31 protein-coding genes are annotated in these 24,599 nt (G+C 67.3%); 18 read left to right on the plus strand and 13 right to left on the minus strand.

Translation table 11 applies throughout. The features are described 5' to 3' along the window. Positions 1-60: 60 nt before the first annotated feature. Positions 61-792: a hypothetical protein gene (locus LL06_RS14375; RefSeq protein WP_052161587.1), complete on the plus strand. Its 732-nt coding sequence runs from the start codon at positions 61-63 to the stop codon at positions 790-792. Positions 793-866: 74 nt separating this feature from the next. On the opposite strand, the gene LL06_RS14380 is transcribed toward LL06_RS14375, so the two are convergent. The 3 genes from LL06_RS14380 to LL06_RS14390 form a co-directional block, all read right to left on the minus strand. Further along, the gene (locus LL06_RS14380; RefSeq protein ID WP_035528120.1) at positions 867-2,075 is read right to left on the minus strand and encodes a hypothetical protein; all 1,209 of its coding nucleotides are present in this window, start codon (positions 2,073-2,075) and stop codon (positions 867-869) included. A gap of 61 nt (positions 2,076-2,136) precedes the next feature. Further along, positions 2,137-2,580, minus strand: a complete 444-nt coding sequence (locus LL06_RS14385; protein ID WP_035528122.1) for a hypothetical protein — start codon at positions 2,578-2,580, stop codon at positions 2,137-2,139. 234 nt (positions 2,581-2,814) lie between these two features. Continuing rightward, a complete protein-coding gene (locus LL06_RS14390) occupies positions 2,815-3,936 on the minus strand; it encodes an NADH:flavin oxidoreductase (protein WP_035528125.1) in 1,122 nt (373 codons plus the stop codon). A 102-nt stretch (positions 3,937-4,038) separates the two neighbouring features. Here LL06_RS14390 and LL06_RS14395 point away from each other — a divergent pair, with 102 nt between their 5' ends. Further along, positions 4,039-4,407: a helix-turn-helix domain-containing protein gene (locus tag LL06_RS14395; RefSeq protein WP_035528129.1), complete on the plus strand. Its 369-nt coding sequence runs from the start codon at positions 4,039-4,041 to the stop codon at positions 4,405-4,407. Positions 4,408-4,429: 22 nt separating this feature from the next. Here the strand turns inward: LL06_RS14395 and LL06_RS14400 are convergent, their stop codons facing one another. Next, positions 4,430-5,851, minus strand: coding sequence for an EAL domain-containing protein (locus tag LL06_RS14400; RefSeq protein WP_052161583.1), 1,422 nt, complete (start codon positions 5,849-5,851; stop codon positions 4,430-4,432). 244 nt (positions 5,852-6,095) lie between these two features. Between LL06_RS14400 and LL06_RS14405 the strand changes: the two genes are divergently transcribed. Beyond that, positions 6,096-6,524 (plus strand): hypothetical protein, encoded by a 429-nt coding sequence (locus LL06_RS14405; RefSeq protein WP_244447137.1) that lies wholly within the window; start codon positions 6,096-6,098, stop codon positions 6,522-6,524. A 37-nt stretch (positions 6,525-6,561) separates the two neighbouring features. On the opposite strand, the gene LL06_RS14410 is transcribed toward LL06_RS14405, so the two are convergent. Continuing rightward, positions 6,562-7,485, minus strand: coding sequence for a LysR family transcriptional regulator (locus LL06_RS14410; protein ID WP_035528131.1), 924 nt, complete (start codon positions 7,483-7,485; stop codon positions 6,562-6,564). A gap of 120 nt (positions 7,486-7,605) precedes the next feature. Here LL06_RS14410 and LL06_RS14415 point away from each other — a divergent pair, with 120 nt between their 5' ends. From LL06_RS14415 to LL06_RS14420, 3 genes are all read left to right on the plus strand, one after another. Further along, positions 7,606-8,301: a hypothetical protein gene (locus LL06_RS14415; protein ID WP_052161584.1), complete on the plus strand. Its 696-nt coding sequence runs from the start codon at positions 7,606-7,608 to the stop codon at positions 8,299-8,301. Then, positions 8,295-8,444, plus strand: a complete 150-nt coding sequence (locus tag LL06_RS27685; RefSeq protein ID WP_161784979.1) for a hypothetical protein — start codon at positions 8,295-8,297, stop codon at positions 8,442-8,444. The genes LL06_RS14415 and LL06_RS27685 overlap by 7 nt, the downstream gene beginning before the upstream one ends. Positions 8,445-8,604: 160 nt before the next feature. Beyond that, positions 8,605-9,279 carry a hypothetical protein gene (locus tag LL06_RS14420; RefSeq protein ID WP_035528132.1) on the plus strand — a complete coding sequence of 225 codons (675 nt, stop codon included), beginning with the start codon at positions 8,605-8,607 and terminating at the stop codon, positions 9,277-9,279. Positions 9,280-9,294: 15 nt separating this feature from the next. Here the strand turns inward: LL06_RS14420 and LL06_RS14425 are convergent, their stop codons facing one another. The 4 genes from LL06_RS14425 to LL06_RS14440 are packed head-to-tail and all read right to left on the minus strand — an operon-like array spanning position 9,295 to position 11,812. Then, complete coding sequence (locus LL06_RS14425; RefSeq protein WP_035528135.1) at positions 9,295-9,966, minus strand: amino acid ABC transporter permease; 672 nt, start codon at positions 9,964-9,966, stop codon at positions 9,295-9,297. Positions 9,967-9,986: 20 nt separating this feature from the next. Next, on the minus strand, positions 9,987-10,796 hold the full coding sequence (locus LL06_RS14430) for a transporter substrate-binding domain-containing protein (RefSeq protein WP_161784980.1): 810 nt from the start codon (positions 10,794-10,796) through the stop codon (positions 9,987-9,989). Between the two features lie 15 nt (positions 10,797-10,811). Continuing rightward, the gene (locus LL06_RS14435; RefSeq protein WP_035528140.1) at positions 10,812-11,129 is read right to left on the minus strand and encodes a GYD domain-containing protein; all 318 of its coding nucleotides are present in this window, start codon (positions 11,127-11,129) and stop codon (positions 10,812-10,814) included. Further along, entirely contained in the window at positions 11,126-11,812 is a 687-nt protein-coding gene (locus LL06_RS14440) for an isochorismatase family cysteine hydrolase (RefSeq protein WP_035528143.1), read from the minus strand. Before LL06_RS14440 ends, LL06_RS14435 begins: the two co-directional genes overlap by 4 nt. Positions 11,813-11,919: 107 nt before the next feature. Here LL06_RS14440 and LL06_RS14445 point away from each other — a divergent pair, with 107 nt between their 5' ends. From LL06_RS14445 to LL06_RS14460, 4 genes are all read left to right on the plus strand, one after another. Beyond that, on the plus strand, positions 11,920-12,819 hold the full coding sequence (locus LL06_RS14445) for a LysR substrate-binding domain-containing protein (protein WP_035528145.1): 900 nt from the start codon (positions 11,920-11,922) through the stop codon (positions 12,817-12,819). A gap of 84 nt (positions 12,820-12,903) precedes the next feature. Continuing rightward, positions 12,904-13,569 (plus strand): DNA-3-methyladenine glycosylase I, encoded by a 666-nt coding sequence (locus LL06_RS14450; protein ID WP_035528148.1) that lies wholly within the window; start codon positions 12,904-12,906, stop codon positions 13,567-13,569. 65 nt (positions 13,570-13,634) lie between these two features. Further along, a complete protein-coding gene (locus LL06_RS14455) occupies positions 13,635-14,267 on the plus strand; it encodes a LysE family translocator (RefSeq protein ID WP_035528151.1) in 633 nt (210 codons plus the stop codon). Positions 14,268-14,560: 293 nt separating this feature from the next. Then, positions 14,561-16,069: a globin-coupled sensor protein gene (locus tag LL06_RS14460; protein WP_035528153.1), complete on the plus strand. Its 1,509-nt coding sequence runs from the start codon at positions 14,561-14,563 to the stop codon at positions 16,067-16,069. A 27-nt stretch (positions 16,070-16,096) separates the two neighbouring features. Here the strand turns inward: LL06_RS14460 and LL06_RS14465 are convergent, their stop codons facing one another. Next, positions 16,097-16,693 (minus strand): HD domain-containing protein, encoded by a 597-nt coding sequence (locus tag LL06_RS14465; RefSeq protein WP_035528157.1) that lies wholly within the window; start codon positions 16,691-16,693, stop codon positions 16,097-16,099. Between the two features lie 449 nt (positions 16,694-17,142). On the opposite strand from LL06_RS14465, the gene LL06_RS14475 reads away from it, so the two are divergent. From LL06_RS14475 to LL06_RS14485, 3 genes are all read left to right on the plus strand, one after another. Further along, a complete protein-coding gene (locus LL06_RS14475) occupies positions 17,143-17,418 on the plus strand; it encodes a hypothetical protein (protein WP_035528161.1) in 276 nt (91 codons plus the stop codon). 156 nt (positions 17,419-17,574) lie between these two features. Beyond that, the gene (locus LL06_RS14480) at positions 17,575-18,318 is read left to right on the plus strand and encodes a pyridoxine 5'-phosphate synthase (RefSeq protein ID WP_035528165.1); all 744 of its coding nucleotides are present in this window, start codon (positions 17,575-17,577) and stop codon (positions 18,316-18,318) included. 89 nt (positions 18,319-18,407) lie between these two features. Then, positions 18,408-18,980 carry a hypothetical protein gene (locus LL06_RS14485; protein ID WP_035528167.1) on the plus strand — a complete coding sequence of 191 codons (573 nt, stop codon included), beginning with the start codon at positions 18,408-18,410 and terminating at the stop codon, positions 18,978-18,980. Between the two features lie 88 nt (positions 18,981-19,068). On the opposite strand, the gene LL06_RS14490 is transcribed toward LL06_RS14485, so the two are convergent. After that, a complete protein-coding gene (locus tag LL06_RS14490; protein ID WP_035528170.1) occupies positions 19,069-19,956 on the minus strand; it encodes an SDR family oxidoreductase in 888 nt (295 codons plus the stop codon). Between the two features lie 180 nt (positions 19,957-20,136). On the opposite strand from LL06_RS14490, the gene LL06_RS14495 reads away from it, so the two are divergent. Both LL06_RS14495 and LL06_RS14500 read left to right on the plus strand, forming a co-directional pair. Continuing rightward, positions 20,137-20,499, plus strand: coding sequence for a helix-turn-helix domain-containing protein (locus LL06_RS14495; protein ID WP_244447140.1), 363 nt, complete (start codon positions 20,137-20,139; stop codon positions 20,497-20,499). A 162-nt stretch (positions 20,500-20,661) separates the two neighbouring features. Further along, positions 20,662-21,144 (plus strand): hypothetical protein, encoded by a 483-nt coding sequence (locus LL06_RS14500; protein WP_035528176.1) that lies wholly within the window; start codon positions 20,662-20,664, stop codon positions 21,142-21,144. 22 nt (positions 21,145-21,166) lie between these two features. On the opposite strand, the gene LL06_RS14505 is transcribed toward LL06_RS14500, so the two are convergent. Together LL06_RS14505 and LL06_RS14510 are read right to left on the minus strand one after the other, a co-directional pair. Next, positions 21,167-21,697, minus strand: a complete 531-nt coding sequence (locus LL06_RS14505) for a GNAT family N-acetyltransferase (protein ID WP_035528179.1) — start codon at positions 21,695-21,697, stop codon at positions 21,167-21,169. Next, positions 21,685-22,023: a DUF1778 domain-containing protein gene (locus LL06_RS14510; RefSeq protein WP_035528182.1), complete on the minus strand. Its 339-nt coding sequence runs from the start codon at positions 22,021-22,023 to the stop codon at positions 21,685-21,687. Before LL06_RS14510 ends, LL06_RS14505 begins: the two co-directional genes overlap by 13 nt. 130 nt (positions 22,024-22,153) lie before the next feature. On the opposite strand from LL06_RS14510, the gene LL06_RS14515 reads away from it, so the two are divergent. From LL06_RS14515 to LL06_RS14525, 3 genes are all read left to right on the plus strand, one after another. Beyond that, on the plus strand, positions 22,154-22,888 hold the full coding sequence (locus LL06_RS14515) for a TetR/AcrR family transcriptional regulator C-terminal domain-containing protein (protein WP_244447138.1): 735 nt from the start codon (positions 22,154-22,156) through the stop codon (positions 22,886-22,888). Positions 22,889-22,962: 74 nt separating this feature from the next. Continuing rightward, entirely contained in the window at positions 22,963-23,982 is a 1,020-nt protein-coding gene (ilvC, locus tag LL06_RS14520) for a ketol-acid reductoisomerase (protein WP_035528185.1), read from the plus strand. A 279-nt stretch (positions 23,983-24,261) separates the two neighbouring features. Next, positions 24,262-24,564, plus strand: coding sequence for a hypothetical protein (locus LL06_RS14525; protein ID WP_035528188.1), 303 nt, complete (start codon positions 24,262-24,264; stop codon positions 24,562-24,564). Positions 24,565-24,599 lie beyond the last annotated feature (35 nt).

Below are 24,599 nucleotides of genomic sequence, written 5' to 3' on the forward strand. Positions count from 1 at the left end.
CCCGCGTCGCTCGGCTCGCGCCTGAAGTCCGCCTTTGTGACCGCCGACGACGGTCTCTTGATGCGCGGCGCATTCTTCTCGCTTCTGGCGGCATCGGCCGCCTTTCTCTTCGTCGACCTCAGGGAAATGAGCCTGGCGAGCGCGGCGCTGCCCGGCCATGATCCGATGACCACGGACGCCCCGGTGCTTCCGCCAGCGCTGACGGACGGCGTTCCCCACCCGCCGCCGGTGGAACCGGAAACATCCCGCGAAGTCCTGAGCCAGCCGATGCGCTTCGAGCTGCTGCCCGGCGGCCAGCTCAAGGCGGAAGGGTCGATCGATCCGGGCGCAGCCGGCCGCTTCGCCGAGGAGATCGCGGCGCGCGGCGAATATGTCCAGGCGGTGTCGCTCAATTCGCCGGGTGGCTCCGTCGACGACGCGCTGGCGATGTCAAAGCTGATCCGGGAAAAGGGCCTGAACACCAGGGTGGAGACGAAGGCGCTCTGCGCCTCCTCCTGCCCGCTGGTCTTCGCCGGCGGGGTGGCGCGCGAGGCGGAAGCGGATGCCATTCTCGGCGTCCACCAGGTCTTCAATGCCGGCCAGGAACAGCCGTCCGCCGAGCAGGCCATGTCCGGCGCCCAAAGCACGACGGCGCGCATCGCCCGCCATCTCGACGAGATGGGCATCGGCAGCGGGCTGTGGATCCACGCGCTGGAAACGCCGCCCGACCGGCTTTACTATCTGACGCCTGAGGAAATGGTGGAGTTCAAGCTGACGACCGCCCCGGTGGCGACGGCGCAGCAGGCCGACTAGGTGCCCGTCACGCGCTGTTTCGGCACGGTCCTGTGCGACGGGTCCGGCCCGCCCGCGCTTTCAGCCGGGCTGCTTCAGTCGAACTCTGCGAAATAGGCCGCGCCCGCGTCGGTGAGCAGCGGGCGGGCGTCCTTGAGCGGAATCTCCAGGAGATCGTCGGAGCAGGCGAAGATGACGTGCGGCAGGCCCTTGAGGGTGAACACCAGGCTGTGCTGGCGAAAGAAGACGCCGAGATTGGTCTGCACCAGGTCCGGAAGGCCGCACTCGTCCTCGCGCGCCGCGTCGGACCGGTCGCGGTGCTGGTTGACATAGGCCGCCAGCGCGGCGCTGGGGCCGTCGCCGGCCCAGCCAATGAGCAGATGTTCCGCCACCACCGGTTCGCCGCTTTTCGCGTCGACCAGATACTCGGTGGTGAAATTGTCGGGATAGGCGCCGCCGCAGAAATAGCTGCCCGATTCCGACCAGCCCAGCAGGCGGGAACTCAGGTGCTTCACCTCCACGCTCCAGTTGCCTTCAAATCCGTCGCTGCCGTCGCTGGACGAGCCGGTCCAGCCAAAACCGTGATAGGCGGTGGCGCCGCAGGCGAAGGCCGGCGCTTCCGACAGCATCCTGTGCCGGGCGAGAGCGGCGTTGAGCACGGCCGGATCCGCGCCCGAAAGGCGCACGACCACCGGATAGTCGAGACCGTTGCGGGGATCCGTGTCCAGGCGGATCACGCCGTCGCCGAGCGCGGTTTCCGGGCCCCGCTCAAACGGGGTGTCCATCCGGAGAAAGTCGTAGGGCAGCGTCTCGGGGCTCGCGACCGGCTCCCCGCCGGACGCCATCGCATAAAAGCTGAACACGTCGAACGGAGCGTCGCCGCTGTCGCCGACCTTCCTGCGTCCCTTGAGCTCGAGCTTGAGCTTCAGGCTCTTACCGCTGTCGGGGTCGCGCCAGCGGCCGGAAAGGTGTTGGTCGCCGACCGCGCCCGTGAGCACCCATTCCGCGCCGAGCGGCGCCTGGGTCACGAGCTCGCCGTCGGCCTTGCGGCACAGCGCCTCGCTGCAGGGGCGTTCCTCCCGCAGCGTCAGCCCCGCTCCGCCCGCGATAACGTGCAGCGGGATGTCGATGCCTTTTGAGAGATAGGCATAGCGGCCGACCTGCTGCGCGCCGGTCTCCGGGCCGGTGAATTCGGCGATGACCGGCAGGGTGCCGAGATGTCCCGCGTAGGTGAAGGCGTCGGCCATCGCCGGCTGCGCGGCGGACGACAGGATGGCGAGGGCTGCAAGGAGGAAGGTGCGCATGGGGCTCCCGGATGTGGTGAAGTCTCGATTGTGCATGTCTTTGCCCGCGGCCTGAAACCGATCAGCCCGGCCTGGCGCCGCGGCGCGTGAAGAACAGGGTGATGCCGCCCAGCAGCAGCGCGCCGATCCAGGGCGAGAAGGACACGAAGGCGGCGGCGGTCCAGGTTTCGTAGGACCGGCCGGCCAGGATCCATTGCAGCAGGAAGCCCGCGAGCAGCCCTGCCAGCGCTGCGCCGCCGGCGGTGACGGGCCGCGGCCACGGCTTGCGCGCGGTCGGGGAGGCGGGCCGGCCGGAGGCGACGAAATAGCGGATGGCCGCCACGATCGCCACGACCAGCGCGACGGCCGGGCAGATGAAGAACGCCAGCCCCATGGCATTGGCGCCCTCGCGGGTGGACACCTCGAAGATGTCGAAGGCGATCAGGCCGATGGCCAGGGCGGCGACATAGCCGGCGATCAGCGCGACCAGCGCCATCAGCGCGGTTTTCAGCAGTCGCAGTCCCATGGGTCTCTCCAGGCCGCGGCCCCCTCGGCCCGCGTGTCACCCCCGCAATTTCCCATGTTATTGAGCCGGAGGCGAGCAAATTCCTTTGGGCGGCGGACGCCCGGGCACCCTCCCGCCGCGAGCGCCCTTGTCACCCGGCAGCGACGGGGACGGAGCGACCGGCGCGCCCCGTCCGTCTCTGCAATTCCGGGCCCCCGCCGTCGGAACCCAAGTCCCGGCGGCGGAGGCATGGCCTCAGACCAGTTCGGCGAGCGAGGCCGGGTCGAAGCTCTTGAGCTCGCCGGTCTCGCCGGTCCTGATCTTGGTGACCCAGTGCGGGTCTCCGAGGATGGCGCGGCCGACGGCGATCAGGTCGAATTCTTCGGCTTCCATGCGCCGGACCAGCGCGTCGAGGCCGACCGGCGAGGAGCTCTGGCCGCCGAAGGCGGCCAGGAACTCGCCCGACAGGCCGACCGAGCCGACCGAGATCGTCGCAGCCCCGGTCAGTTTCTTGGCCCAGCCGGCGAAGTTGAGGCCCTCGGCGCCGTCGATCTCGGGGAATTCGGGTTCCCAGAAGCGGCGCTGCGAGCAGTGGAACATGTCGACGCCTGCCTCCTTCAAGGGCAGCAGCCAGTCCGCCATCTCGTCCGGCGTGGTGGCGAGCCGCGCCTTGTAGTCCTGCTGCTTCCACTGGCTCAGCCTGAGGATCAGCGGCAGGTCGGGCCCGAGCGCGGCGCGCGTCGCCGCCACCACTTCAGCCGCGAACCGGGCGCGTTGCTTGAGCGTCGCGCCGCCGTAGCGGTCGGTGCGCTCGTTGCTGCCGTCCCAGAAGAACTGGTCGATCAGGTAGCCATGCGCGCCGTGCAGCTCGACCACGTCGAAGCCGAGGCGTTTCGCATCGGCGGCGGCGCTGGCGAAGGCGGCGATGGTGTCGGCGATGTCTTCCTCGCTCATCGCCACGCCATTGGGATCGCCCGGGCCGTTGAGCCCCGACGGGCTTTCGACCGGGGCGTCGGGCGTCCAGCCGCTCATGCCGCGGGTGGCGCCGGTGTGCCAGATTTGCGGCCCCATCTTGCCGCCGGCGTCATGGACGCCGTCGATCACGGCTTTCCAGCCGGCGAGCGCATCCACGCCATGAAAGAAGGGAACGCCTGCCTCGTTGCGCGAGGCCGGCCGGTCGATCACCGTGCCTTCGGACAGGATCAGCCCGACGTCGCTTTCGGCGCGGCGGCGGTAATACTCGACCACATTGGCGCCGGGAACGCCGCCCGGCGAGAAGTTCCTGGTCATCGGCGCCATGACGATGCGGTTCTTGAGGGTGAGCGACTTCAGGGCGAAGGGCGTAAACAGGCTGTCGGTGGTGGGGGAGGCTTGCATTGTCTTGGGAGTCCTTTTTCAGTGGAGCTTTCCAAGTATATAGTTTATACCAAGGTTCAAGAACGCACTTTGGATTGACCAGGTATGGATAAGGAAACCACCATGAATGCGAGGACCTGCGAGAGCTTTTCGGCCAGTTGCCCGAGCCGGGTTCTGTTCGACCAGATCGCCGACAAATGGTCGATGATGGTGCTCACCGTCCTCGACGCCGGGCCGATGCGCTTCAACGCCATCAAGCGCCACCTCGAGGGCATCACCCAGAAGGCGCTGACCGAATGCCTCAGACGGCTCGAGCGCAACGGCCTTGTCGAGCGCCGGGTGCTGCCGACCTCGCCGGTGGGCGTCGAATACGAGATCACGCCGCTCGGCCGCACGCTGCAGCCGCCGTTCAAGGCGCTCTATGCCTGGACACGCGAGCAGATGCCGGAAGTCGAGGCGGCGCGCCGGGCGTTTGACGCCCGCGCCCGCTAGAAGCCGGCAGGGTCCGTCAGGTCTAGGCGCTTTCGGCGCGCTGCGCGTACCGCTCCGGCCAGTCCGCGAGCGTGGCGCGCAGCAGGTCCGGCGCGGTCAGGGCCGCGGCCAGCATCGCCTCGCGCACATGGGCGGCGAAGGCGCCGGCGGGCATCGGCCGGCCGAACAGGTAGCCCTGGAATTCGTGGCAGCCGCAGTCGCTGAGAAAGGCGTGCTGCGCCGGCGTCTCGACGCCCTCGGCCACCACCACGAGGCCCAGGTCGAGCCCGAGATGGACGATGCTCTTGACCAGCGCCGTGCCGCGTTCGCTGTCGAGCGAATCCCGCACGAAGCTGCGGTCGATCTTGATCTGGTCGAGCGGCAGTTGCCGCAGATAGCTCAGCGACGAATAGCCGGTGCCGAAATCATCAAGCGCGAAGCGGATGCCGGCGGCGCGCAGATTGTCGATCTTGGCGATCACCGGCGCCAGGCTGTGGACCACGACGCTTTCGGTGAGTTCGATCTTGAGCCGGGAGGGATCGACGCCGTGGAGGCGCACGGCGGCGAGCACCGAGCGCTCGAACTCCTCGACCTGGAACTGGTCGGCGCTGACATTGACGGCGAGCGTCAGGCCGCCGAGGGCCGGATCGCCGCGCCAGTGCGCCAGCGTGCGGCAGGCCTCCTCGATCACCCAGCCGCCGATCAGCGGCATCAGCCCGGCCGCTTCGGCCACGGGAATGAAGTCGTTGGGCGCCACCTGGCCGCGTTTGGGATGCTGCCAGCGGATCAGCGCCTCCGCGCCCAGGATCGTGCCGGCCCGGTCGATCTGCGGCTGGAAATAGAGCTCCATCTCGCCATTGCGCACGGCGTTGCGCAGCTCCAGCGCCAGCCCCTTCGGCCGGCTGAATTCCCGCTGCAGCACGTAGATGCCGCCGCACATCATGGCGGTCGCCAGGATGCCGTTGACCCAGATCCCGGTCGCCCGGATCTCGTCGGGAATGGCCTGGGCGAAGGGGAACGCATAGGTGGAGCAGGCCAGGAAGACGAAGGCCGTGAGGCTGACGGCGGTCACCGCGAGCTGGAACACCGACCGGCGCCGGAGATGGCCGAGATAGCCCAGCATCGCCAGCACCAGGAGATAGAGATGGGTGATCCTGGGGATCTCCGCGCTCGGCGGGTCGAACATCAGTCCGTAGAAGATGGCGAAGATCACCAGGCTGAGTTCGCTCACGATCAGGGCGGTGTTCAGCCGGCCGGCCCTGATCAGCAGCCATGCGCCGCCCGCGAGCGCCACGAGCAGCGTATTGGCGGTGGCGATCGGCCATCGCTCCATAAAGAGGAAGTAGATCGCCCAGGCCAGGCTCGAGGCCATGGTCAGGAGCGCGGCTGTCTCATAGGCGAAGATCAGCCGCTGCGACTGCCTGTCGGTATGCGCCTCCGGCCGGCGCCCCATGTCGAATGCCAATGGTCTCTCGCTTGTCTTGACCGGCCATGGGCCGGTCCTGCATCCCCCGTGGCAAGTCATCGCATCCCAAGCTTAACAAGATCATGGGCCCGGCCTGCGAGAATCAGCGGGGTATTCTTTGGCCGGATCGGTTTGGCGATGCCGGCCGACGGGCCTCGCCCGATTTGCCGTTGCATGGGCCGCGGGCCGGCCCTATCGTCCCGGCTGCCGCGGTTTGCGGTCCCCAGCAGGAAAGTTCTCCCCGATGACATGCCTTCGCGCCCCAGGCCTCGCTCTCGTGCTCGCCCTTGCCCCGGTCCTTGTGTCGCCCGTCCTGGCCGACAGCCTCGCCGCCGTCTCCACCACCGCCATGGGTATCACCGGCGACATCGAGCTCGATGATTTCTCGATCGTCTTCGAGAACGGCGAGCGGCTGGACTTCGACGAACTCGTGGCCGACAATTTCAACGTCGAAGGCTCCCAGGTCGGCGCCTCGGTCTACAGCGTCACCACGCCCGCCGATCCCGAGCTCAACAACGGCAACAGGCTCTGCGGCCAGGGCGACGTCACCTATGTCGCCGTCTGGGGCGCCCCCTCGGACGACACGCTCACAATGGTCGGCGTCTTCGACACCCAGGATGCGCCGGTCCGCGATTCCGAAATGTGCGCGTCCTACACCTACGAGTACAAATAGGCGCGAGCGGCACCGCGCGGACGGAGGAGGCCGCCGGTCACCCGTCCTGCCGCACGCCCCATTTCTGCCGCGTCCGCGGGCCGAGCTCGATCAGGAACTGCTCGAACACCTTGAGCTTCCGCGGCTTGAGCCGGTGGCGCGGGTGGGCAAGGAACATCTCGCTGCTGCCCGGACGGAAGCTGTCGAGCACCGGAACCAGGCTGCCCGCGCGCACCTCGGAATAGACCAGGTAGCTCGCAAGCTGCAGGATGCCCGCGCCGCGCCGGGCGGCGATCACCGCTGCCGGCGCCGTCTCGAAGGCCAGCCGTCCCTGGACCGCCACCGAGATCTCCTCGCCGCCCACCCGGAACCGCCACGGCACCGGCCGGCCGCTGACCGAGGAGATGATGGCGATGCACTGGTGGCGCGCCAGGTCCTCGGTCGAGGCCGGCGTGCCGCGGCTACCGAGATAGAGCGGGGAGGCGACCGTCATCACCGGGATCCGCCCGAGCGGGCGGGCGACGATGTCGATCTCCGGCACCGCGCCGACCAGCACCGCGGCGTCGATCTGGTCGCCCACGAAATCCGGCACGCCGTCGCGCGACAGGATTTCCAGATCGACCTGCGGATAGGCGGCGAGGAATTCGGGCAGCGCCGGCGCCACCGCCATGGCCGCGAGCCCGGCCGGGATCTGCACCCGGAGCCGGCCGCGCGGCTGCCGCTCGGCCGAGCCCACCTCGTCCTCCAGATTGGCGACCGCCTCGGTGATCGCCCGGGCCTTTTCGAGATAATAGAGCCCGTCCTCGGTGAGCCGCAGGCTGCGCGTGGTCCGCTCGATCAGTTGCACGCCGAGATATTTCTCAAGCTCGGTGAGAACCGCGCTGGCGCCGCCGCGCGACAGTCCCAGGTCGAGGCTGGCCGCCGAGAGGCTGCCGCGCTCGGCGACCCGTTGAAACACCTTCATCGCCTTGAGCTGGTCCATGGGATTGTCCGCTAATTTCGGACACTCAATCCGAATGCGACGTGTTTTTCAAGCGGAAGGAATTGGCTATCCCGCGCTCCATTCAACCGCCGGACGAACCGGCGGCACAAGGAGACACCCATGAATGCCCTGACCGAAATCCACCCTTCCCACGAGGAGAAGGAAGACCTCTATTACGCCGTTCACAAGGGCCTGCGGCTGGCCGCCGCCCGGATGCTCATCGCCCTGGGACAGCTCGATCCCTTCGACCGCGACGCGGTCGCCGCGACTCTGGGCCAGTTGTCCGATCTCATCGGCATGGGGATGAGCCATCTCACCCATGAGAACCGCGAGATCCACGCGCTCCTGGACACGAGCCTGCCCGGCGTGGCCGACCATGCCGGCGAGGACCATGAGCACCATGTCGAGACCTTCGAGGAACTCAGCCGGCTGGCAAGCGAGCTGGCCTCGGCCGAGGGCGACGACCGGCCGCTGCTTCTGCGCCGGCTCTACCAGCGCTTCGCGCTGTTCATCGCCGACGACTTCCGCCACATGCACGAGGAGGAGACCGAGATCCAGCCGCGGATCGAGGCGCATTATTCGGCGGCCGAGATCACCGGCATCCGCGAGCGCATCGTCGGCGCCATCGCGCCCGAGAAGATGGTGCTGTTCACCCGCGCCATGCTCTCGGCCGCGAGCCGGCCCGAGCGGGTCGGCCTGGTGACCGGCATGCAGGCCGGGATGCCGGCGCCGGTCTTCGCGGGCGTCATGGGCGCCGTGGTCGGCGAACCCTGGTCGTTCGGCGACTGGGACCGCATGGAGGCGTTGCTATGCTGAGGCGAACCGCAGCCACCCGCCCGCCCGCGGCCCCCTGCAGCCGGATCCCCTCCGGCACCTGCCTGGGCTGCCCCAACTGCCTGCGCACCGGGTGGATGGACGACGGCAAGTCCGGCAGGCAGCCGGCGATCTGGCCGGACTGACGACAGACCTGTCCGGGAGGCGCATCGGCGCCGCCCCGGACATCCGGCGTTTTCCCAGGAGGCGTCTGGCCCCGCCCGGACCCGTCCGCCCTTGCCACGACTGCCGTTTCCGGCCATCAGACGGGCATGAGGTGAGGGCAACGCCCGCGAAAGGACGCTGATGATCCCCTGGGTCCGGCTTGACGCCGTTCAACTTGACGATGGTCCCGAGCTCAAGCTGATGCAGCGCGGCTCCGAGTTCTCGATCATGCTCGGCGCCAACGAGCTGATGAACAGCCGGCTGAGCGGCTCGGAGGAGGCGCTGGCGACGCTCGCGGCGCAGCGTCTGGCGGGCAGGGCCGGGCTCCGCCTGCTGATCGGCGGGCTCGGCATGGGATTCACCCTGCGCGCGGCGCTGGCGGTGCTGGACAGCGACGCCCGGGTCACCGTGGCCGAACTGGTGCCCGAGGTCATCGCCTGGGCGCGCGGGCCGATGGCGCCCGTCTTCGGCGGCTGTCTCGACGATTCGCGCGTGAGCCTCATCGAAGGAGATGTGGGCGAGCCCATCCGCGCGCGCGCCGGCGCCTGGGACGCGATCCTGCTCGATGTCGACAACGGCCCGGAGGGGCTGACCCGCACCGGCAATGACGCGCTCTATTCGGCCGAAGGCCTCGCCGCCGCCTTCCGCGCGCTGGCGCCGGGCGGCGTCTTTTCCGTCTGGTCCTCGGCGCCCGACCCGGCCTTCACCCGGCGGCTCCGCCAGGCGGGCTTTTCCGTCACCGAGGTCCCGACCCGCGCCAGCACGAAGAAACGCGGCGCCCGCCACATGATCTGGCTGGCGGTCAGGCCCGGCTGACGCTGCGGGCGCGCGCTATTTCAGGCGTTTTTCGATCATCGACTGGATCAGCATGAACACCGAGACGATCGCCAGGTAATAGACCAGCGCCGCGCAGTACCACTCGACGAACCGGAACGAGGCGGCGATGGCGTCGTTGACCACCGCCATGATTTCCCTCAGCGAAATCACATAGGCGAGCGAGGTGACCTTGAGGATGTTGATGAATTCGTTGACGAAGGGCGGCAGCGCCACGCGCAGCGCCTGCGGCAGGATCACCAGCCGGAAGGTCTGGAACGGCCTCAGCCCCAGCGCCTGGGCGGCTTCTCCCTGTTCCTTGGCGATCGAGCGCAGCGCGCCCTTCATGATCTCGCCCATATAGGCGACCGAGACCAGCGTGAGCGAGATTGCCGCGGCGACGAAGGGCGTGAACCAGTGCGCCTTCAAGAGCGCCGGCACCGCCTGCGGCGCGCCGTTCCAGACGATCAGCAGCACCAGGATCAGCGGCGCCGCCCGGAACACCCAGACATAAACCTGGGCGGCGAAGCGCCGGCCCCTCTTGCCCGAGTTAAGGCACAGCGCCACCGGCAGGCAGCCGAAGAACGACAGCACGAAGACGATCACCGACAGCACCAGCGCCACGGCCCCGCCGCTCATCAGCGCAGGCGAGGCCAGGGCCTTCAGGAACAAGGCGAGATCAAGGGTCATCGGGCTCGCGCGTCCACAGATCAGGAGTCGTAGTCGACCTCGAACACCGCCGGGTCGAGACCGTATGTCTCGGCCAAAGTGGCGAAGAACCCATCCTGGCTCAGCTTCTTGAGCGTGTCGCGCACCCGCGTCAGGTCATCGCCGTTGCGGCGCATGTAGATGCCGTAGGTGAAGTCCGACTGCCAGGTGTAGGCGATCTTGAACTGGTCGGTGGTGGTGGCCACCCGGTAGGCGCCTTCGGCCTCCTCGGTCAGCGTCGCGTCGGCCCGGCCGACCAGCACCTGCTGGTAGGCGGCCTGCTGCGTGGGATAGTCCTGCACCGTGACGGCCGGCTTGCCGGCGGTCTTGAACTCCGCGTTGAGCGGGTCGATGCGTTCCTCCACGTAATAGGTGCCCGATTCCAGCGCCACGGTCTTGCCGGAGAGGCTTTGGGGATCGGAGATATCCTGGTTGCCGGCCTTGGTGACCAGCACCGTGGCCGACTTCATGTAGCGCGCGCCGTCATAGGTCTGGCGCCGTTCCTCGTTGATGTAGATGCCGCTGATGATGAGGTCGCACCGCCCCGACCCGAGCGTCGGCAGCAGCCCGGCGAAATCGGTGGTGGTGAAGGCGGTGGTGGCGTTCCACTCTCCGGCCAGCGCATTGGCGATGTCGATGTCGATGCCGACCGGCAGCGCGTCGCCGGGATCCTTCTTGAAGGTCAGCGGCGGGAAGTTCGCCGTCGTGCACACCGTGAGCGTGCCTGCGGAGACGAAGCTCGGCCCGGCCGCCTGCGCGCCGGAGGCGAGGCCGGCTGCAAGCGCGGCGGAAATCAGCACTGTCTTCATCATGGTCATTCCCCTTTTCTAGACTTTTGCGACGATATTTCCCCAGACGCCGGTGTCGAAAGCGGGCAGGATCAGCGGATCGACATGGCCGTCGCGCCGCGCCGTGAGCACGTACTGCATCATCGCCTCGTTGCTGGGCATCTCGAACACCTGCACGAAATCGTAAGCACCCATGACCGCGTAGAAGGCGATCGACCGGCCGCCGAGCGCCGCGACCCGGTCTTCGCTCACCTTGCGGCGGGCGGCGCTGTCGGAGAGTTCGGCGAGCCCCTTGGCCGTGAGCTTCATCAGCGACACGTATTTCTGGGCGGCGGGATCGTTGGGCGCGGCGCTCATGCGCTGGCGCTCCCGGCCGCGGGCCCGAGTCCGGACAGCCCGGCGATCACGGCAGCCGAATCGGTGAGCGCGCCAAAAATGCCGTTCTCCACCGTCACCATGTGCAGCGCCGCCTCGTGCGCGTAAGTGTCGCCGCTGGCGCAGGCGTCCGAAATTGTCAGGCACTGGAAATTGCGGTCGCAGGCCTCGCGCAGCGTGGTGTGCACGCACACATCGGTGGTGCAGCCGGTAAACATCAGATGGGTGATGCCCTGCGCGCGCAGTACATGCTCGAAATCGGTGTAGGTGAAGGCGCTGTTGCAGGTCTTGTCAACGATGATGTCGCTGGCCTGCACGTCGATCTCGGGCACGATCTCGAAGCCCGGGCTCGAGCGCAGCAGAACGTCGGTGCCCTCGAGCCCGTTGCGCCTGCGCCGCCATTTTTCATAGGGCGTCATGTCGGCGAGGTCGGCCCGGTAGCCCTGGCGGGTGTGGATCACCCTTATGCCGGCAGCGCGGCAGGCCGTAATCAGCTTCGACACGGTGGGCAGGATCGCCCGCAACGGCGCCGGATCGTAGCCCTGCCTGGCGAAATAGCCGGTGGTGGAGAGGAAATCCTGCTGCAGGTCGATCACCAGAAGCGCGGTGGCTTCGGGGACGAGCTTGCCGTCATAGGGGAAATCGAAGGGCTTCGCCGTAATCATCTCGGTCTCCTTTGGGGTCAATCTGGCACGGGTAACCGTGCAGAAAAATCAATTTATCCTGCGCTGAATCGTTCTGTTATACTCAACCATCATTGAAAGGGTGAGCCATGGCCCAGCGGCTTGCGTTCCTGCATTTCCTGCCCGCCTTCGAAGCGGTCGCCCGGCTGGGCAGCGTGCGCGCCGCCGCCGCCGAACTCAATCTCAGCCCGAGCGCGATCTCGCTTCAGTTGCGCAAGCTGTCCGACCTGTCGGGCATGGCGCTGTTCGAGAAGTCCGGGCGCAACCTGGCCCTCACGCGGAGCGGCGCGAATTTCGCCGAATCGGTGGCGATCTGCCTCAGCCAGTTGTCCCAGGCGGCGACGGCCGCGCGCGACGTCGAGCGCGCGCAGCAGACCGCGTCGCTTGCCGTGTCGCTGCCCACCGCGCTCGGGGTGGCCTGGCTCAGCGGCGCCATCGTCGACTATGCCGAAAGCCGCAACATCCCGAACCTGGTCATCAACGAGGCGATCTCGGCCGATCAGGTCGACTGGGACGCCAACGACGTGGCCATCGTCTATGACAACCCGCCCTTTCCGGGCAAGCACTGGCGGCTCTTGAGCCAGGTGCGGCTGCGCACCGTCTGCTCGCCGATCCTGTTCCCGAGGCTCGACCTGCAGCATCGCGACCGCAAGCTCAACGGCATCACCCTGCTGCACGAGGACGACGGCGAGGAATGGGCAAAATGGGCCGTCGCGGCCCGCGTCAGCCTGCAGGGCAGCGGCCGCGTCCGCGTCGACAGCGTCGCCCAGGCCATCGCCTCGGCGGTGCAGGGCCACGGCATCGCGCTCGTATCGAACGTGCTGACCATGAACTATCTCGCCGAGGGCCGCCTGATCCAGCCGTTCCTGACCTCCATCAACGCCGCCCACGAATACTACATCCTGTGCCGCGAGGAGCGCGCCGAGGAGCCGCTGATCCAGTCGCTGATCGAGCGCATTCTCGACTACAGCCGGCCGAACCGGAGCTGAGGCGGGGCAGGCCCGGAAACGCTCTCGCCATCGGCCAGGGCCTCGGCTAATCTGCGCCGGCAACGCACGCCTCCGGAGCACCCCATGCGCTCGTTTGATGAGATCTTCGCCATCGCCGCCGACCGCAAGGGCGGCGCCGACGCGCTCAACGCGCTGCTCACCCCGCCGAAATCCGAGGCGGAGCTGGCCGCCATTGCCGATGACCGCTGGCTCGCGGCGATGACCCGCTGCGTCTTCCAGGCGGGCTTCAACTGGAAGGTGGTCGAGGCCATGTGGCCGGGCTTCGAGGCGGCCTTCGACGGCTTCGATCCGGGCCGCTGCGCCATGCTCACCGACGAGGATTTCGGACGCCTTGTCTCCGACACCCGCATCATCCGCAACGGCGGCAAGATCCGCTCGGTGCAGGAGAACGCCGTCTTCGTCCGGGCGCTGGCGGCTGAGGCCGGCGGCGCGGGCAGGGCGATTGCCGCCTGGCCCTCGACCGATTTCATCGGCCTGCTCGACATGTTCAAGACCCGCGGCAGCCGGCTCGGCGGCACCACCGGGCAATATTGCCTGCGCAGCCTCGGCAAGGACAGTTTCATCCTGTCGCAGAGCGTGGTCGACCGGCTGATCGCCGAGGGCATCATCGACAAACAGCCGACCTCGAAGAAAGCCCTGGCCGAGGTCCAGTCCGCGTTCAATGTCTGGATGAAGCAATCCGGCCGGTCGCTGACCGAGATCAGCCGCACGCTGGCCATGAGCCTCTAACCGCTGTTTCGCGTCGGCGCCGGTGGCGTCGGGACGCGGACGCAAGATCTGAAGAAGGAAACGTCATGCAATGGACTCTCGCATTCGTCGGCGTCTTCGCCATCTTCATCCCGGCGCTGATGCTGCCGGGGCCGGACTTCATAGCCGTCGTGCGCTCGTCGATGGCGCGGGGAGCGCGCGCCGGGCTGATGACCACCTGCGGCGTGACGCTGGGGCTGGGGCTCTATGCCGGGCTCAGCCTGATCGGCCTGTCGGCGATCCTGGTCCAGTACCAGTGGCTCGCCTGGCTGGTGCGGGTGCTGGGCGGTCTCTACCTCGGCTATCTCGGCCTGAAACTGTTGATGAGCAAGCCTGCCGAAGTCGAGATCGACGGCGAGGCGGGCGCGCGCCACGGCAATCCGCTGGTCTTCGGCTTCCTGGTGACATTGACCAATCCCAAGGCGATCGTGCTGTTCACCAGCGTCTTCGCCACCGCCGTCACCGATGCCATGCCGCTGTGGGTGATGGCGGCGATGATCGGCCTGGTGATGGTGAGTGCCGCCGTCTGGTACACGCTGGTGACGCTGTTCATGTCGTCGCGCCGGGTGATCGCCCGGTTCGAGAACGCCCGCCATGTCATTGAGCGCGCCGCCGGCGTCTGCTTCATCGCCATCGGCGGCAAGATCCTGGCCGACAGCCGCAATCCGCTCACGCCCTGACCCCGGGCGGAAATGGCGGCCGGCGCGTCCGGCCCGGCATCGGGCGGTGTCGTTTTGAAACATCGGGAAGCGACGCCGGAGCAGGCTCGTGGAATTATTGTGGTCCAATTCCGGGCGAGCCGGATGGGAAACAGGGGTTTGCCGCCGGAAAGTGCAAGATACCACGGGTTCGAGTTAGGATTACATTAGTTAATTCTGTTGGAATGTAGTTTCGAGGCGATTAATGCCTTGTTGCATGCCGGGACAACCGCGGATGGTTAGCGATCTCTCACGGCGTAAGATCGGGAAGCATCATGGACCAGGACACCGCAGCCACACGCGAAATCGCCGACAAGCTCAAATTCGTGGGAATGAAGGAAGAACAACGGGCGGCGCTGCGGACCCTCAAGCCCCAGATCGAACGCTCGGTGGGGCCTGCGCTGGACCGGTTCTATCGCGAGGCCATGTCCAATCCGGAAACCTCCCGGCATTTCCGCGACCAGTCCCATGTCGACCACGCCAAGCAGAAGCAGGTCGACCATTGGGTCATGATCTCCACCGGCATGTTCGACCAGAATTATATCGACGGCGTGACCCGCATCGGCAAGGTGCACGCGAGGCTCGGCCTCGAGCCGAAATGGTATATCGGCGGCTATTCGCTGATTCTCGAGGAACTGATCACCAACATCATCGAGACCGAAGTCACCGGTTTCGGCGCGGGCAAGAAGGCCCGCAAGGCGAGCCTCGGCGTGGGCGCGGTCGTCAAGGCGGCGCTGATCGACATGGACTACGCCATTTCGGTCTATCTCGACGCCCTGAGCGAGGAGCGCGCCAAGGCGGAAGCCGAACAGGCCCGGCTCAAGGCCGAGCAGGACAAGGCGCTCAACGCGCTCGGCCGGGCGCTGGCCGGATTGTCCGGGGGCGACCTCGGCTCCACCATTTCCGAGCCGCTGGCCGCCGATTTCGACCAGCTCAAGCACAATTACAATGACGCGGTCGCCAGGCTCAACGAGGCCTTCGTCGAGATCATGGCGTCCATCCGCCAGTCGAGCTCCGACACGCGCGAGCTCTCCGGCGCCACCAACGACATGGCCCGCCGCACCGAGCAGCAGGCGGCGGCGCTGGAACAGACCGCGGCCGCCATCGAGGAGATCTCCACCATCTCCAAACAGTCGGCGGTGCGCACCAACGAGGCGCGCCAGGTGGTCGACCAGACCTCGCAGCATGCGACCCAGTCGGGCGAGACCGTCACCGAGGCGATCGCCGCGATGGGCAAGATCGAGCAGTCCTCCAAGAAGATCACCCAGATCATCACGGTGATCGACGAGATCTCGTTCCAGACCAACCTCCTGGCGCTCAACGCCGGCGTCGAGGCCGCGCGCGCCGGCGAGGCGGGCAGGGGCTTTGCCGTGGTCGCCCAGGAAGTGCGCGAACTGGCGCAGCGCTCAGCCTCCGCCGCCAAGGAGATCAAGGAACTGATCGAGGCCTCCTTCGCCGACGTTCTCAAGGGCGTGTCGCTGGTCAACAAGACCGGCGAGGCGCTGACCAGCATCGGCGGCCAGGTGCGCACCATCAGCGACCATTTCGCTTCGATCTCGCAATCGGCGCAGGAGCAGGCCTCGGGCATCGCCGAGATCAACACCGCGGTCAGTTCGATGGACCACATCACCCAGCAGAACGCCGCCATGGTGGAGCAGACCAACGCCGCGACGCAGAACCTGCTCGGCATCAACCAGACGCTGGCGGAGCTGGCCGGGCGGTTCACGGTCTCGGGCCAGATCAGCCAGACCATGGGCCAGTCGCGGTCTTCCAGGGCCGCCTGACGCGGGGGGCGACTTGGCGCCGCGCCGTCAGTCGGCCGCGCGGCGCTCGAGGATCGCGCGGTGCCGCGCGTCGATGGGGGCCCTGAGCGCCGCCAGCAGCGGATGGCGCCCGGTGGCTTCGAGCCCGTAGCCGAGATTGAAGCGGTAATCGAAATCGTTCCCGTTCCTGCCGGTCGAGTGGGTCAGCATGGTCTCGATCTTGTCGAGCCCCTTGGCCATCACCGCCTCCGGCGAGGCGGCGGCGGCATAGTCGTCCCACAGGGCCACCATCTCGGCGGAGAGGTCCGCTGGCAGCGGCGCGCACAGCGTGACCAGGTCGGCGCGCTCGCGCGCGGCGCGGTCGTCGCCCGCCCTCTGGTCGACCGCCGGCACGTCGCCCGAGATCGCCTCGCCGAGATCGTGGACGATGCAGAGCTTGACCAGCTTGAGCATGTCCACGCCCTTGAGTTCGTCTGACAGCAGGATGGCGAGAAGGCACAGCCGCCAGCTATGCTCGGCGGTGCTTTCCTGGCGGCCCTCGGGCGTGCGCCCGCTGCGCAGCGTGTCCTTGAGCCGGTTGGCCTCATCGAGAAACGCCAGGATGGCGGCGAGACGGTCGGCGGAGGGGGTGGATGCGTCGGTCATGCGGCACTCTGAGCTGCGGTCTGACGGGGTTGCGCCCGCGACGGATCGAGAGCGGTGCTCGCCGGATCGCCCCCGGCCCGGGCCAGTTCCCTCGGGTCCCTCACCGAGACCCACGGCGTCGCCAGCAAGGGCCTCAGCCGATGGGCAGGGTGGTCGGAATGTCGCGGCGCGCCCGGCCCGCAGCGCCCGTCGGGCTTGCCGTCGCGGTGTTCGCGGCGCTCTCCGGTGTCCGGCATGCGGATGAAGATCATCATTTGGCTCCTGCGAAGGGCGGGCGGATGGGCCGTCGCCGCGCCGCCCCGATCGGGGCGCGATGGTAGGCCCGGCACCGGATTCGGGCAAGCCCGCGACCGCCGGTGCGGCCCCCCTTGCGGGTGCTGCGCCACAGGCTTTTCTTAACGATGTCGCGCTAGACTGCGCCCCGGATGTTCTCAACGAGGAAGACCCGCATGCGCACCCTGTCCGCACTCGCAGTGGCGGTGGCAGCCCTTCTGGCCGCCGCGCCGGCCCGCGCACTCGACATCGATCATCTGCTCAAGCAGGCTTTCGGGACCTCGGAGCCGAGCGAACTCGGCGGTCCGCTCTTCGCGCTGATCGCGGTCGCGGCGGTGCTGTTCTTCTGGGGAGCGCTCAGGATCGGCAGGAAACGCCAGCGCCGGATGATCGACTCCTATGACGGCCAGCTCAAGGACTATTCGACCCGGCTGCGCCGCGGCAAATCCTGATCCGGGCCGGCGCCGGCCGCGACCGCGGACGGGCGGCCGATTCATTCAGGACCGGAATGCCGGCGTGAGCGAAATTCATTTCACATCCCCGGCCAATGCTTTAGGAAAACCGGGGGGCCATGGGTCCCGTCCGTTGTCCCGATCCATGAGGCCGCCATGTCCGCCGAGCTCTCCGTCAACCTCAACGCCATCGCCATGCTGCGCAACCGCCGCGACCTGCCGTGGCCGAGCGTCACCGGCCTCGGCCGCATCGCGCTTCAGAATGGCGCCCACGGGCTGACGGTCCACCCCAGGCCCGACCAGCGTCACATCCGCTTTTCCGATCTTCCCGAGATCCGCGCGCTGATCGACGACGAGTTTCCGCATGCCGAGTTCAACATCGAGGGCTATCCCACCGACGAGTTTCTCGATCTGGTCGAGGCCAATCAGCCCGAACAGGTGACGCTGGTGCCCGACGATCCGTCGCAGGCCACGTCCGACCATGGCTGGGATTTCGAGGGCAAGGGCAATGTCCTGCGCGCCGTGGTGCAGCGGCTGAAGAAAAGCGGCGCGCGGGTGTCGCTGTTCTGCGATCCCGACGCCAGCCGCGCGAGCCTCGAGGCGGCGAAAGCCACCGGCGCCGACCGGGTCGAGTTCTACACCGGCCCCTATGGCGGAACCTTCGACGATCCGGCCCGCGCCGAGGCGGAACTGAAGAAGCTCGAGGCGTCCGGCCGCATCGCCGCCGAACTCGGGCTCGGCGTCAATGCCGGCCATGATCTCACGGTCGAGAACCTGCCGGCGCTCGCCCGCGCGCTGCCCAACCTGCTCGAGGTCTCCATCGGCCACGGCCTCACCGCCGACGCACTGGAACACGGCATGGCCGAGACCGTCCGCCGCTTCGTCAAGGCCTGCGGCTGACAGGCGACGACGCCGTTCCCTATTTGGGGACTTCGTCCCGTCGGGGCGTGCCTCTAGTTTTGAGGCGCGACGTCTCGGAGGGATGCACAATGAAACCAGTTCGACTGGCGGCTCTGGCCGCCGCCCTGTTTGCCGCGCAGCCTGCGCTTGCGGAAGAGATCTCCTATGAGGGCCGCATGCAGGCAGTCATCGACGGCAGGACCTACACCAGCGACGGCTGCGACAGGACCGACCAGGGCCGCTGCGGCAGGTGCATCGCCTCCCTGCGCATCGTGGTCCCGGGAAGCAACGAGAAACTGCACATGACCTGTTCCATCTATGATGAAACCGGCGACGCGGTCGGCATGACCGTCAATACCGGCCATTATGACGGCACCTTCACCGACACCGCCCATGACGACGACAATGTCGGACGCCGGCTGGACATGCACATCACGCTGCACGGCAACGCCTCTGCGCCCAATGTCGTGCATGCGGAGACCGATGCCAGGAAGCCGCTTCGCGATCCGGCCAGGAATTTCGTCGCGCTTGTCGGCGAGCGCGATGCGATCTCGGGGACTTTGCAGATGGAGCTCGAAGTCTCCTACGAGAACGCGCTGGCGCCGCTTGGGACGGTCATACCGGTCAGCGCGCGCTTCAACCTGGCCGCGCCGAACGGCTGACGCGCGGCGGCCCGGCATCGGGACGCCGCGGCCGATCGCCGTCTCCCGTCCCGCCGTCGGGAAGGGAGACGGTCTTTTTCTGTGACGCCTATCCGGCCAGTGCGGCCGTGTTGGCCTTGAGGAAATCCGCGAGCGACGTGAGCGTCGCGCCCGACAGCGTCCTGGCGTCGTCCGTCACCATGGCGATCTTGCCTTCGCGGGTGTTGGCGTCGAAGGAGACGAAGGTCGGGATATAGGGCGCCGGCACGCCCGCAGCCTCCATGCCCTTGGCCAGGTGCGCGTCGTCGACATGGACCACCTCGAGCGGCTTGCCGGTCGCTGCGCGGACAAGAGCGGCGATCTCGTCGGTCGTGCGCGCGGTGTCGCCGGTCAATGTGTAGGTGATGTTTTCCGCGGGCGGGGAGGCGAGGCCGCCGGCGATCGCCCGGGCGATGTCGTCGCGGGCGATGTGGGCGAGCCTGCCCTGGCCGGCCGACGAGTACCACTGGCCGTGGGCCAGCGCCGCGGGCAGCGCCATGAACAGGTTCTCCATGTACCAGCCGTTGCGGAAGATCGTGTAGGCGAGGCCGGAGGCCTTGATCGCCTGTTCGGTGCCGAGATGGTCCGGGGCGAAGGTGATCAGGCTGTCGTCCGCGCCCGGCATCGAGGTGTAGAAGATGCGGCCGACGCCCGCCTGCCTGGCGGCTTCCACGGCTGCAAGTTGCTGCCGCAGCCGCGTGCCCTGGGCGTCGAGCGCATCGGTGGAGACGATCAGCAGCAGGTCGATGCCGGAAAACCCGTCCGTGAGCGAGGCGGGGTCGTCGAAATCGATGCGGCGGGTCTCGACGCCCTTGCCGGCGAGCTCCCCGAGCTTTGCTGGATCGCGCGATCCGGCCACCAGGCCGGCGGCGGCGACGCCGTGGCTTTCGAGCAGATGATGCAGGATGCGGGCGCCGAGATGTCCCGAAGCGCCGGTGACGAGGATCTTGCCGGTCATGCGATGTCCTTTCCCAGGGATGCGAAGCCGCATCCGAAAATGAAGTTGCTCTCGTCTTGAGAGTTACTGCACATATGGTATCTGGGGATGCGGTGAAAGAAGGCAGTTTCGCCGCCAATGGGCACACGGAAGGAACCACCCATGGATGCGCAGTTCTCGTTCGCCGACCGGCTCAAGGCCATGCAGGGCGGCTATGACCTCGACAAATGCCCGGTGCGGCAGGTGATGCAGGGGATCTTCGGCAAATGGAGCACGCTGCTGGTGCAGGCCCTGGCCGAACGGCCCTACCGCTTCGGCGAACTGCGCCGGCTGGTGCCCGACATCTCGCAGCGCATGCTGACCCAGACCCTGCGCGACCTCGAACGCGACGGCTATGTCTACCGCAAGGTCCACGCCACCAAGCCGCCCAGCGTCGAATACGGCCTGACGCCGCTCGGTGTCTCGATGCTCACGCCGCTCACCGACCTGGTGATCTGGGCCGCCGACAATTTCTCGGCCGTCAATGCCGCGCGGCAGCGGTTTGATTCCGGGAGCGCCGGATAGGCCCTTCCACCCGACCTATGGCTGCGCCGCTCCCGCAGTCCGGAAGGCGGCGAAGCGGGCGCGTGCACGGGCTTGCGGCGCGGATCCCGGGGCCTGAGGCGATCGCGCTTGAAATTGTCACAATGCTCGGCCAAAACCGGCGCTGCATTCAGTGAGGAATTCATGAGTCGGATCAAGACAACGCTCATCGTCCTGCCGTTCGTGCTGGCGGGCTGTGTGTCCGAGCCCGCCTCCCGTCCGGAGCCACGCACGCCTGCCGTCGATCTCGACGCGGTCCTGCCGCCGCAAAGCCTGCTGCGCGAGGACACGGTCGCGGCGCTCGCCCACGACCGCAACGAAAGCCGTCTCGCCTATGTCGGCGTCTGGGCCACCCATGGCGACAAATGCGCGATGATGGACCAGACCGCCTTCGAGGGCTTCGCCGTCATCACCCCCGACAGCATCCGCCAGTCGACCGGGACCTGCAGCTTCGAACCGGGCGCGCCGGGCGAGACCAACGTCAGCTTCAACGCCACCTGCGAGAGCGGCAGGAAGCGGACGAACCGGCTCATTTCGGTGCAGATGCTCAACGCCGAGACGCTGGCGCTTGGAACGATGCCCGACCAGCCCGCCGTGCCGATGGTCCGCTGCCGCCTGCAGGAGTGAGCGGGCGCGGCCTGCAGCCGTCCTAGCTGAATGCCGCGATCACGGTGTCCATCGGCAGGAACAGCATGCGGCTGTCGTCCGGATATTCGAGGAATTCGGCGCAGGCCATGTAGAAGCGCTTTGCCGCGTCGTCCTTGGCCTGGACCAGGACCGCGGCCATGCCGATGCTTAGGGAGGCGACCGCGATGCGGCGCAACGCGTCGGAAAGAAGATCCGCGCCAAGGCCCCGTCCGGCATGGGTCCGGCTGACCGCAAGGCGCCCGATGATCGAGACCGGGATGGTGTCGGGCGCATTGCGCCGGATCCGGCCCGGCGCCGCCGCCCGTTCCACCGATCCGGCGGCGATGCAGACATAGGCGACGACCGCATTGCCGTCGCAGACGACATAGGTGCGGGAGAACCGGCTCTCGTTCTTCAGCGCCCTGTGCTTCAGCCAATCGTTCAGGACAGGTACGCCGCAATCGAACTGCGTCAGCTCATGGCTTGCCGCCAGCGGAACGGGTGCCGAAAGCGTCGTGCGCGGAGGTCCGGACCCGGGCGTCAGCTTTCCCATGCCGGAACCCGCCGCGCCAGCGCACGCAGCTTGGGGCCGGGCGCCTGCGGGTTGTCGAGCGCATGGATGAAAGCATCGTGGCGGTCCGGATCCAGCACGAACAGGCGCTGGTCCAGAATCACGTCCATCGCCAGCGAACGCGCGCTGTCGATCATGAAATCCGTGCGTGTCTTGCCCAGGATCGCCGCCGCTTCGTCTATGAGCTGGCGGGTATGCGTCTCAATGCGCAGATTGATGCTGCCCCTGGTTCCGGACGGCGGAACCTGTTCCCCGGCGGGCGCAGCCGCGGGATGTCTGGGGTCGGGAAAGGGACGAGCCTTGGTCATGCCGGAAATATGCTGAAACGTATCCACAGTGTCAATACATTCGAATTTCCAAGGGCAGAGTGCAAGGCCTCCTTCGGTCCGACCTGGCGCCAAGGGGGACGTGGGGCGGCCACCGCCAGAAGATCGCCTCTTGACACCGAACCGTACGGTACGGTACGCAGCCACCATGACCCGTGCCGCCCATCCGATCCTGACGCCTGAACGCCCCGCTGCCGCAGCCCGTGGCGCCGGGGGCAGTGCGGCCGCGTCCGAGGTGGCCGGCGAAGGCCTGTCCGAGCGCCAGCGCGAAGTGCTCGACGCGGTGCTCAAGCTGATGGTGGCGGAAGGGGACGGGTTTTCGGTGGCCGCCGTCGCCCGTGCCGCGAGCTGCTCCAAGGAGACGCTCTACAAATGGTTCGGCGACCGCGACGGGCTGCTGACCGCCGCGGTGCGCTGGCAGGCCTCCAAGGTGCGCATGCCGAAGCTGCCGAGCGACCGGCTCACCCGCGAGGGGCTCGAGGCGGCGCTCACCGGTTTCGCCGAAAGCTGGCTCACGGTGATCACCGGCGACCTGTCGATCGCGCTCAACCGCGCCGCGGTGGCGCATGCGGGCTCCGGCCGGAGCCGGCTCGGCGACATCGTGCTCACCAACGGCCCCTTCGCCATGAAACGGCGCATCGAGCCGCTGCTCGAGGCGGGCAGGGCGGCGGGCCTGCTCGGGTTCACGGATGCGGCCGACGCCTTTCGCGGCTTCTTCGGCCTCGTCGTCGCCGACACGCAGATCAGGCTTCTGCTCGGCGACGACATCAGGCCGGACCCGGCCGAAATACAGGCCATCTCCGCCCGGGCGGTGACCAAATTCCTCCTGCTCCACGGACAGGGGTAGCAGATCCTCATTGGCGGCGGGCGCGGTGCCCGCGGCCGGCAACAAAGAAAAACGCGAACCAACGGGAGTGTCTCATGCGCGTATATTATGATCGCGACGCCGATCTCAATCTGATCAAGTCGAAGAAGGTGGCCATCATCGGCTACGGCTCGCAGGGCCGGGCACATGCGCTCAACCTGAAGGATTCGGGCGCGGGCAATGTCGCCATCGCGCTCAAGCAAGGCTCGCCCACCGTCAAGAAGGCCGAGGCCGACGGCTTCAAGGTGATGACGGTCGCGGAAGCCGCCGGCTGGGCCGACCTGATGATGATGGCGACTCCGGACGAACTTCAGGCCGACATCTACAAGAACGAGATCGCCGGCAACATCCGCGACGGCGCGGCGATCGCCTTCGCCCACGGCCTGAACGTCCATTTCGGCCTGATCGAGCCCAAGGCTTCGGTCGACGTGGTGATGATCGCGCCCAAGGGCCCCGGCCACACGGTGCGCGGCGAATACCAGAAGGGCGGCGGCGTGCCCTGCCTGATCGCCATCCACCAGGACGCCTCGGGCAACGCCCATGACCTGGCGCTGTCCTACGCCTGCGGCGTCGGCGGCGGCCGCTCGGGCATCATCGAAACCAATTTCCGCGAGGAATGCGAGACCGACCTGTTCGGCGAGCAGGTGGTTCTCTGCGGCGGCCTGGTCGAGCTGATCCGCGCCGGTTTCGAAACCCTGGTCGAGGCCGGCTACGCGCCGGAAATGGCCTATTTCGAGTGCCTGCACGAAGTGAAGCTGATCGTCGACCTGATCTATGAAGGCGGCATCGCCAACATGAACTACTCGATCTCCAACACCGCCGAGTGGGGCGAATATGTCTCCGGTCCCCGCATCATCACCGCCGAGACCAAGGCCGAGATGAAGCGCGTGCTCACCGACATCCAGACCGGCAAGTTCACCTCCGAATGGATGCAGGAATACAAGGCCGGCGCCTCGCGCTTCAAGGGCATCCGTCGCATGAACGACCGCCACCAGATCGAGGAAGTCGGCGAGAAGCTGCGCGGCATGATGCCCTGGATCAAGGGCAACGCGCTGGTCGACAAGTCGAAGAACTGAGCTTTTCCGTCCAACGGACATGGCAGCGAAGGCCGGGAGCGATCCCGGCCTTTTGCTTGCGCGCCGCGCCGGCGAACGAGCCTGGCAAGGGCGGGCGACGGGCGACGGTTGTCCCTGGTCCGCGCGCGCCTGCCGCGAAGCGCGGCCCCGCGCGGGACCCGTGCGGCCGCAGGTTTATTCGACATTCCTCATTTTTCCAGGGAACGATCCTCCGCTGACTGCATTGTAGGGCTGTAACCCCACAGCAAAGAGGCATTTGCCTTTCTAGAGGAGACACACATGAAAAAGATTCTCGCAGCAGCCGCCCTCACGATGGCTTTCACCGTCGGCGCTTTCGCCCAGACCAACGCCAGCAACACGCGCACCGAACTCGACGCCTATGCCAGCGAGCCGGGCGTGTGGGACATGATGATGGACTCCGAAGGCGTTGACGTCGACGACGCAACCTTCCAGTCCAACTGGGACAACGCCACGCCGGAACAGCAGGCTTCGCTGAAGGACGCCTGCACCAAGGCTCAGGAAGCCAAGGCCCAGTTCACCGACTCGGTCGCAAGCCGTTGCAAGACCGCTCTCGGTAACTAATGTTCCTCTGATCTGAGACCCCTTCAGATCAGCTC

It is taken from the genome of Hoeflea sp. BAL378, assembly GCF_000759435.1.
In the GTDB taxonomy this organism is placed as follows: domain Bacteria; phylum Pseudomonadota; class Alphaproteobacteria; order Rhizobiales; family Rhizobiaceae; genus Hoeflea.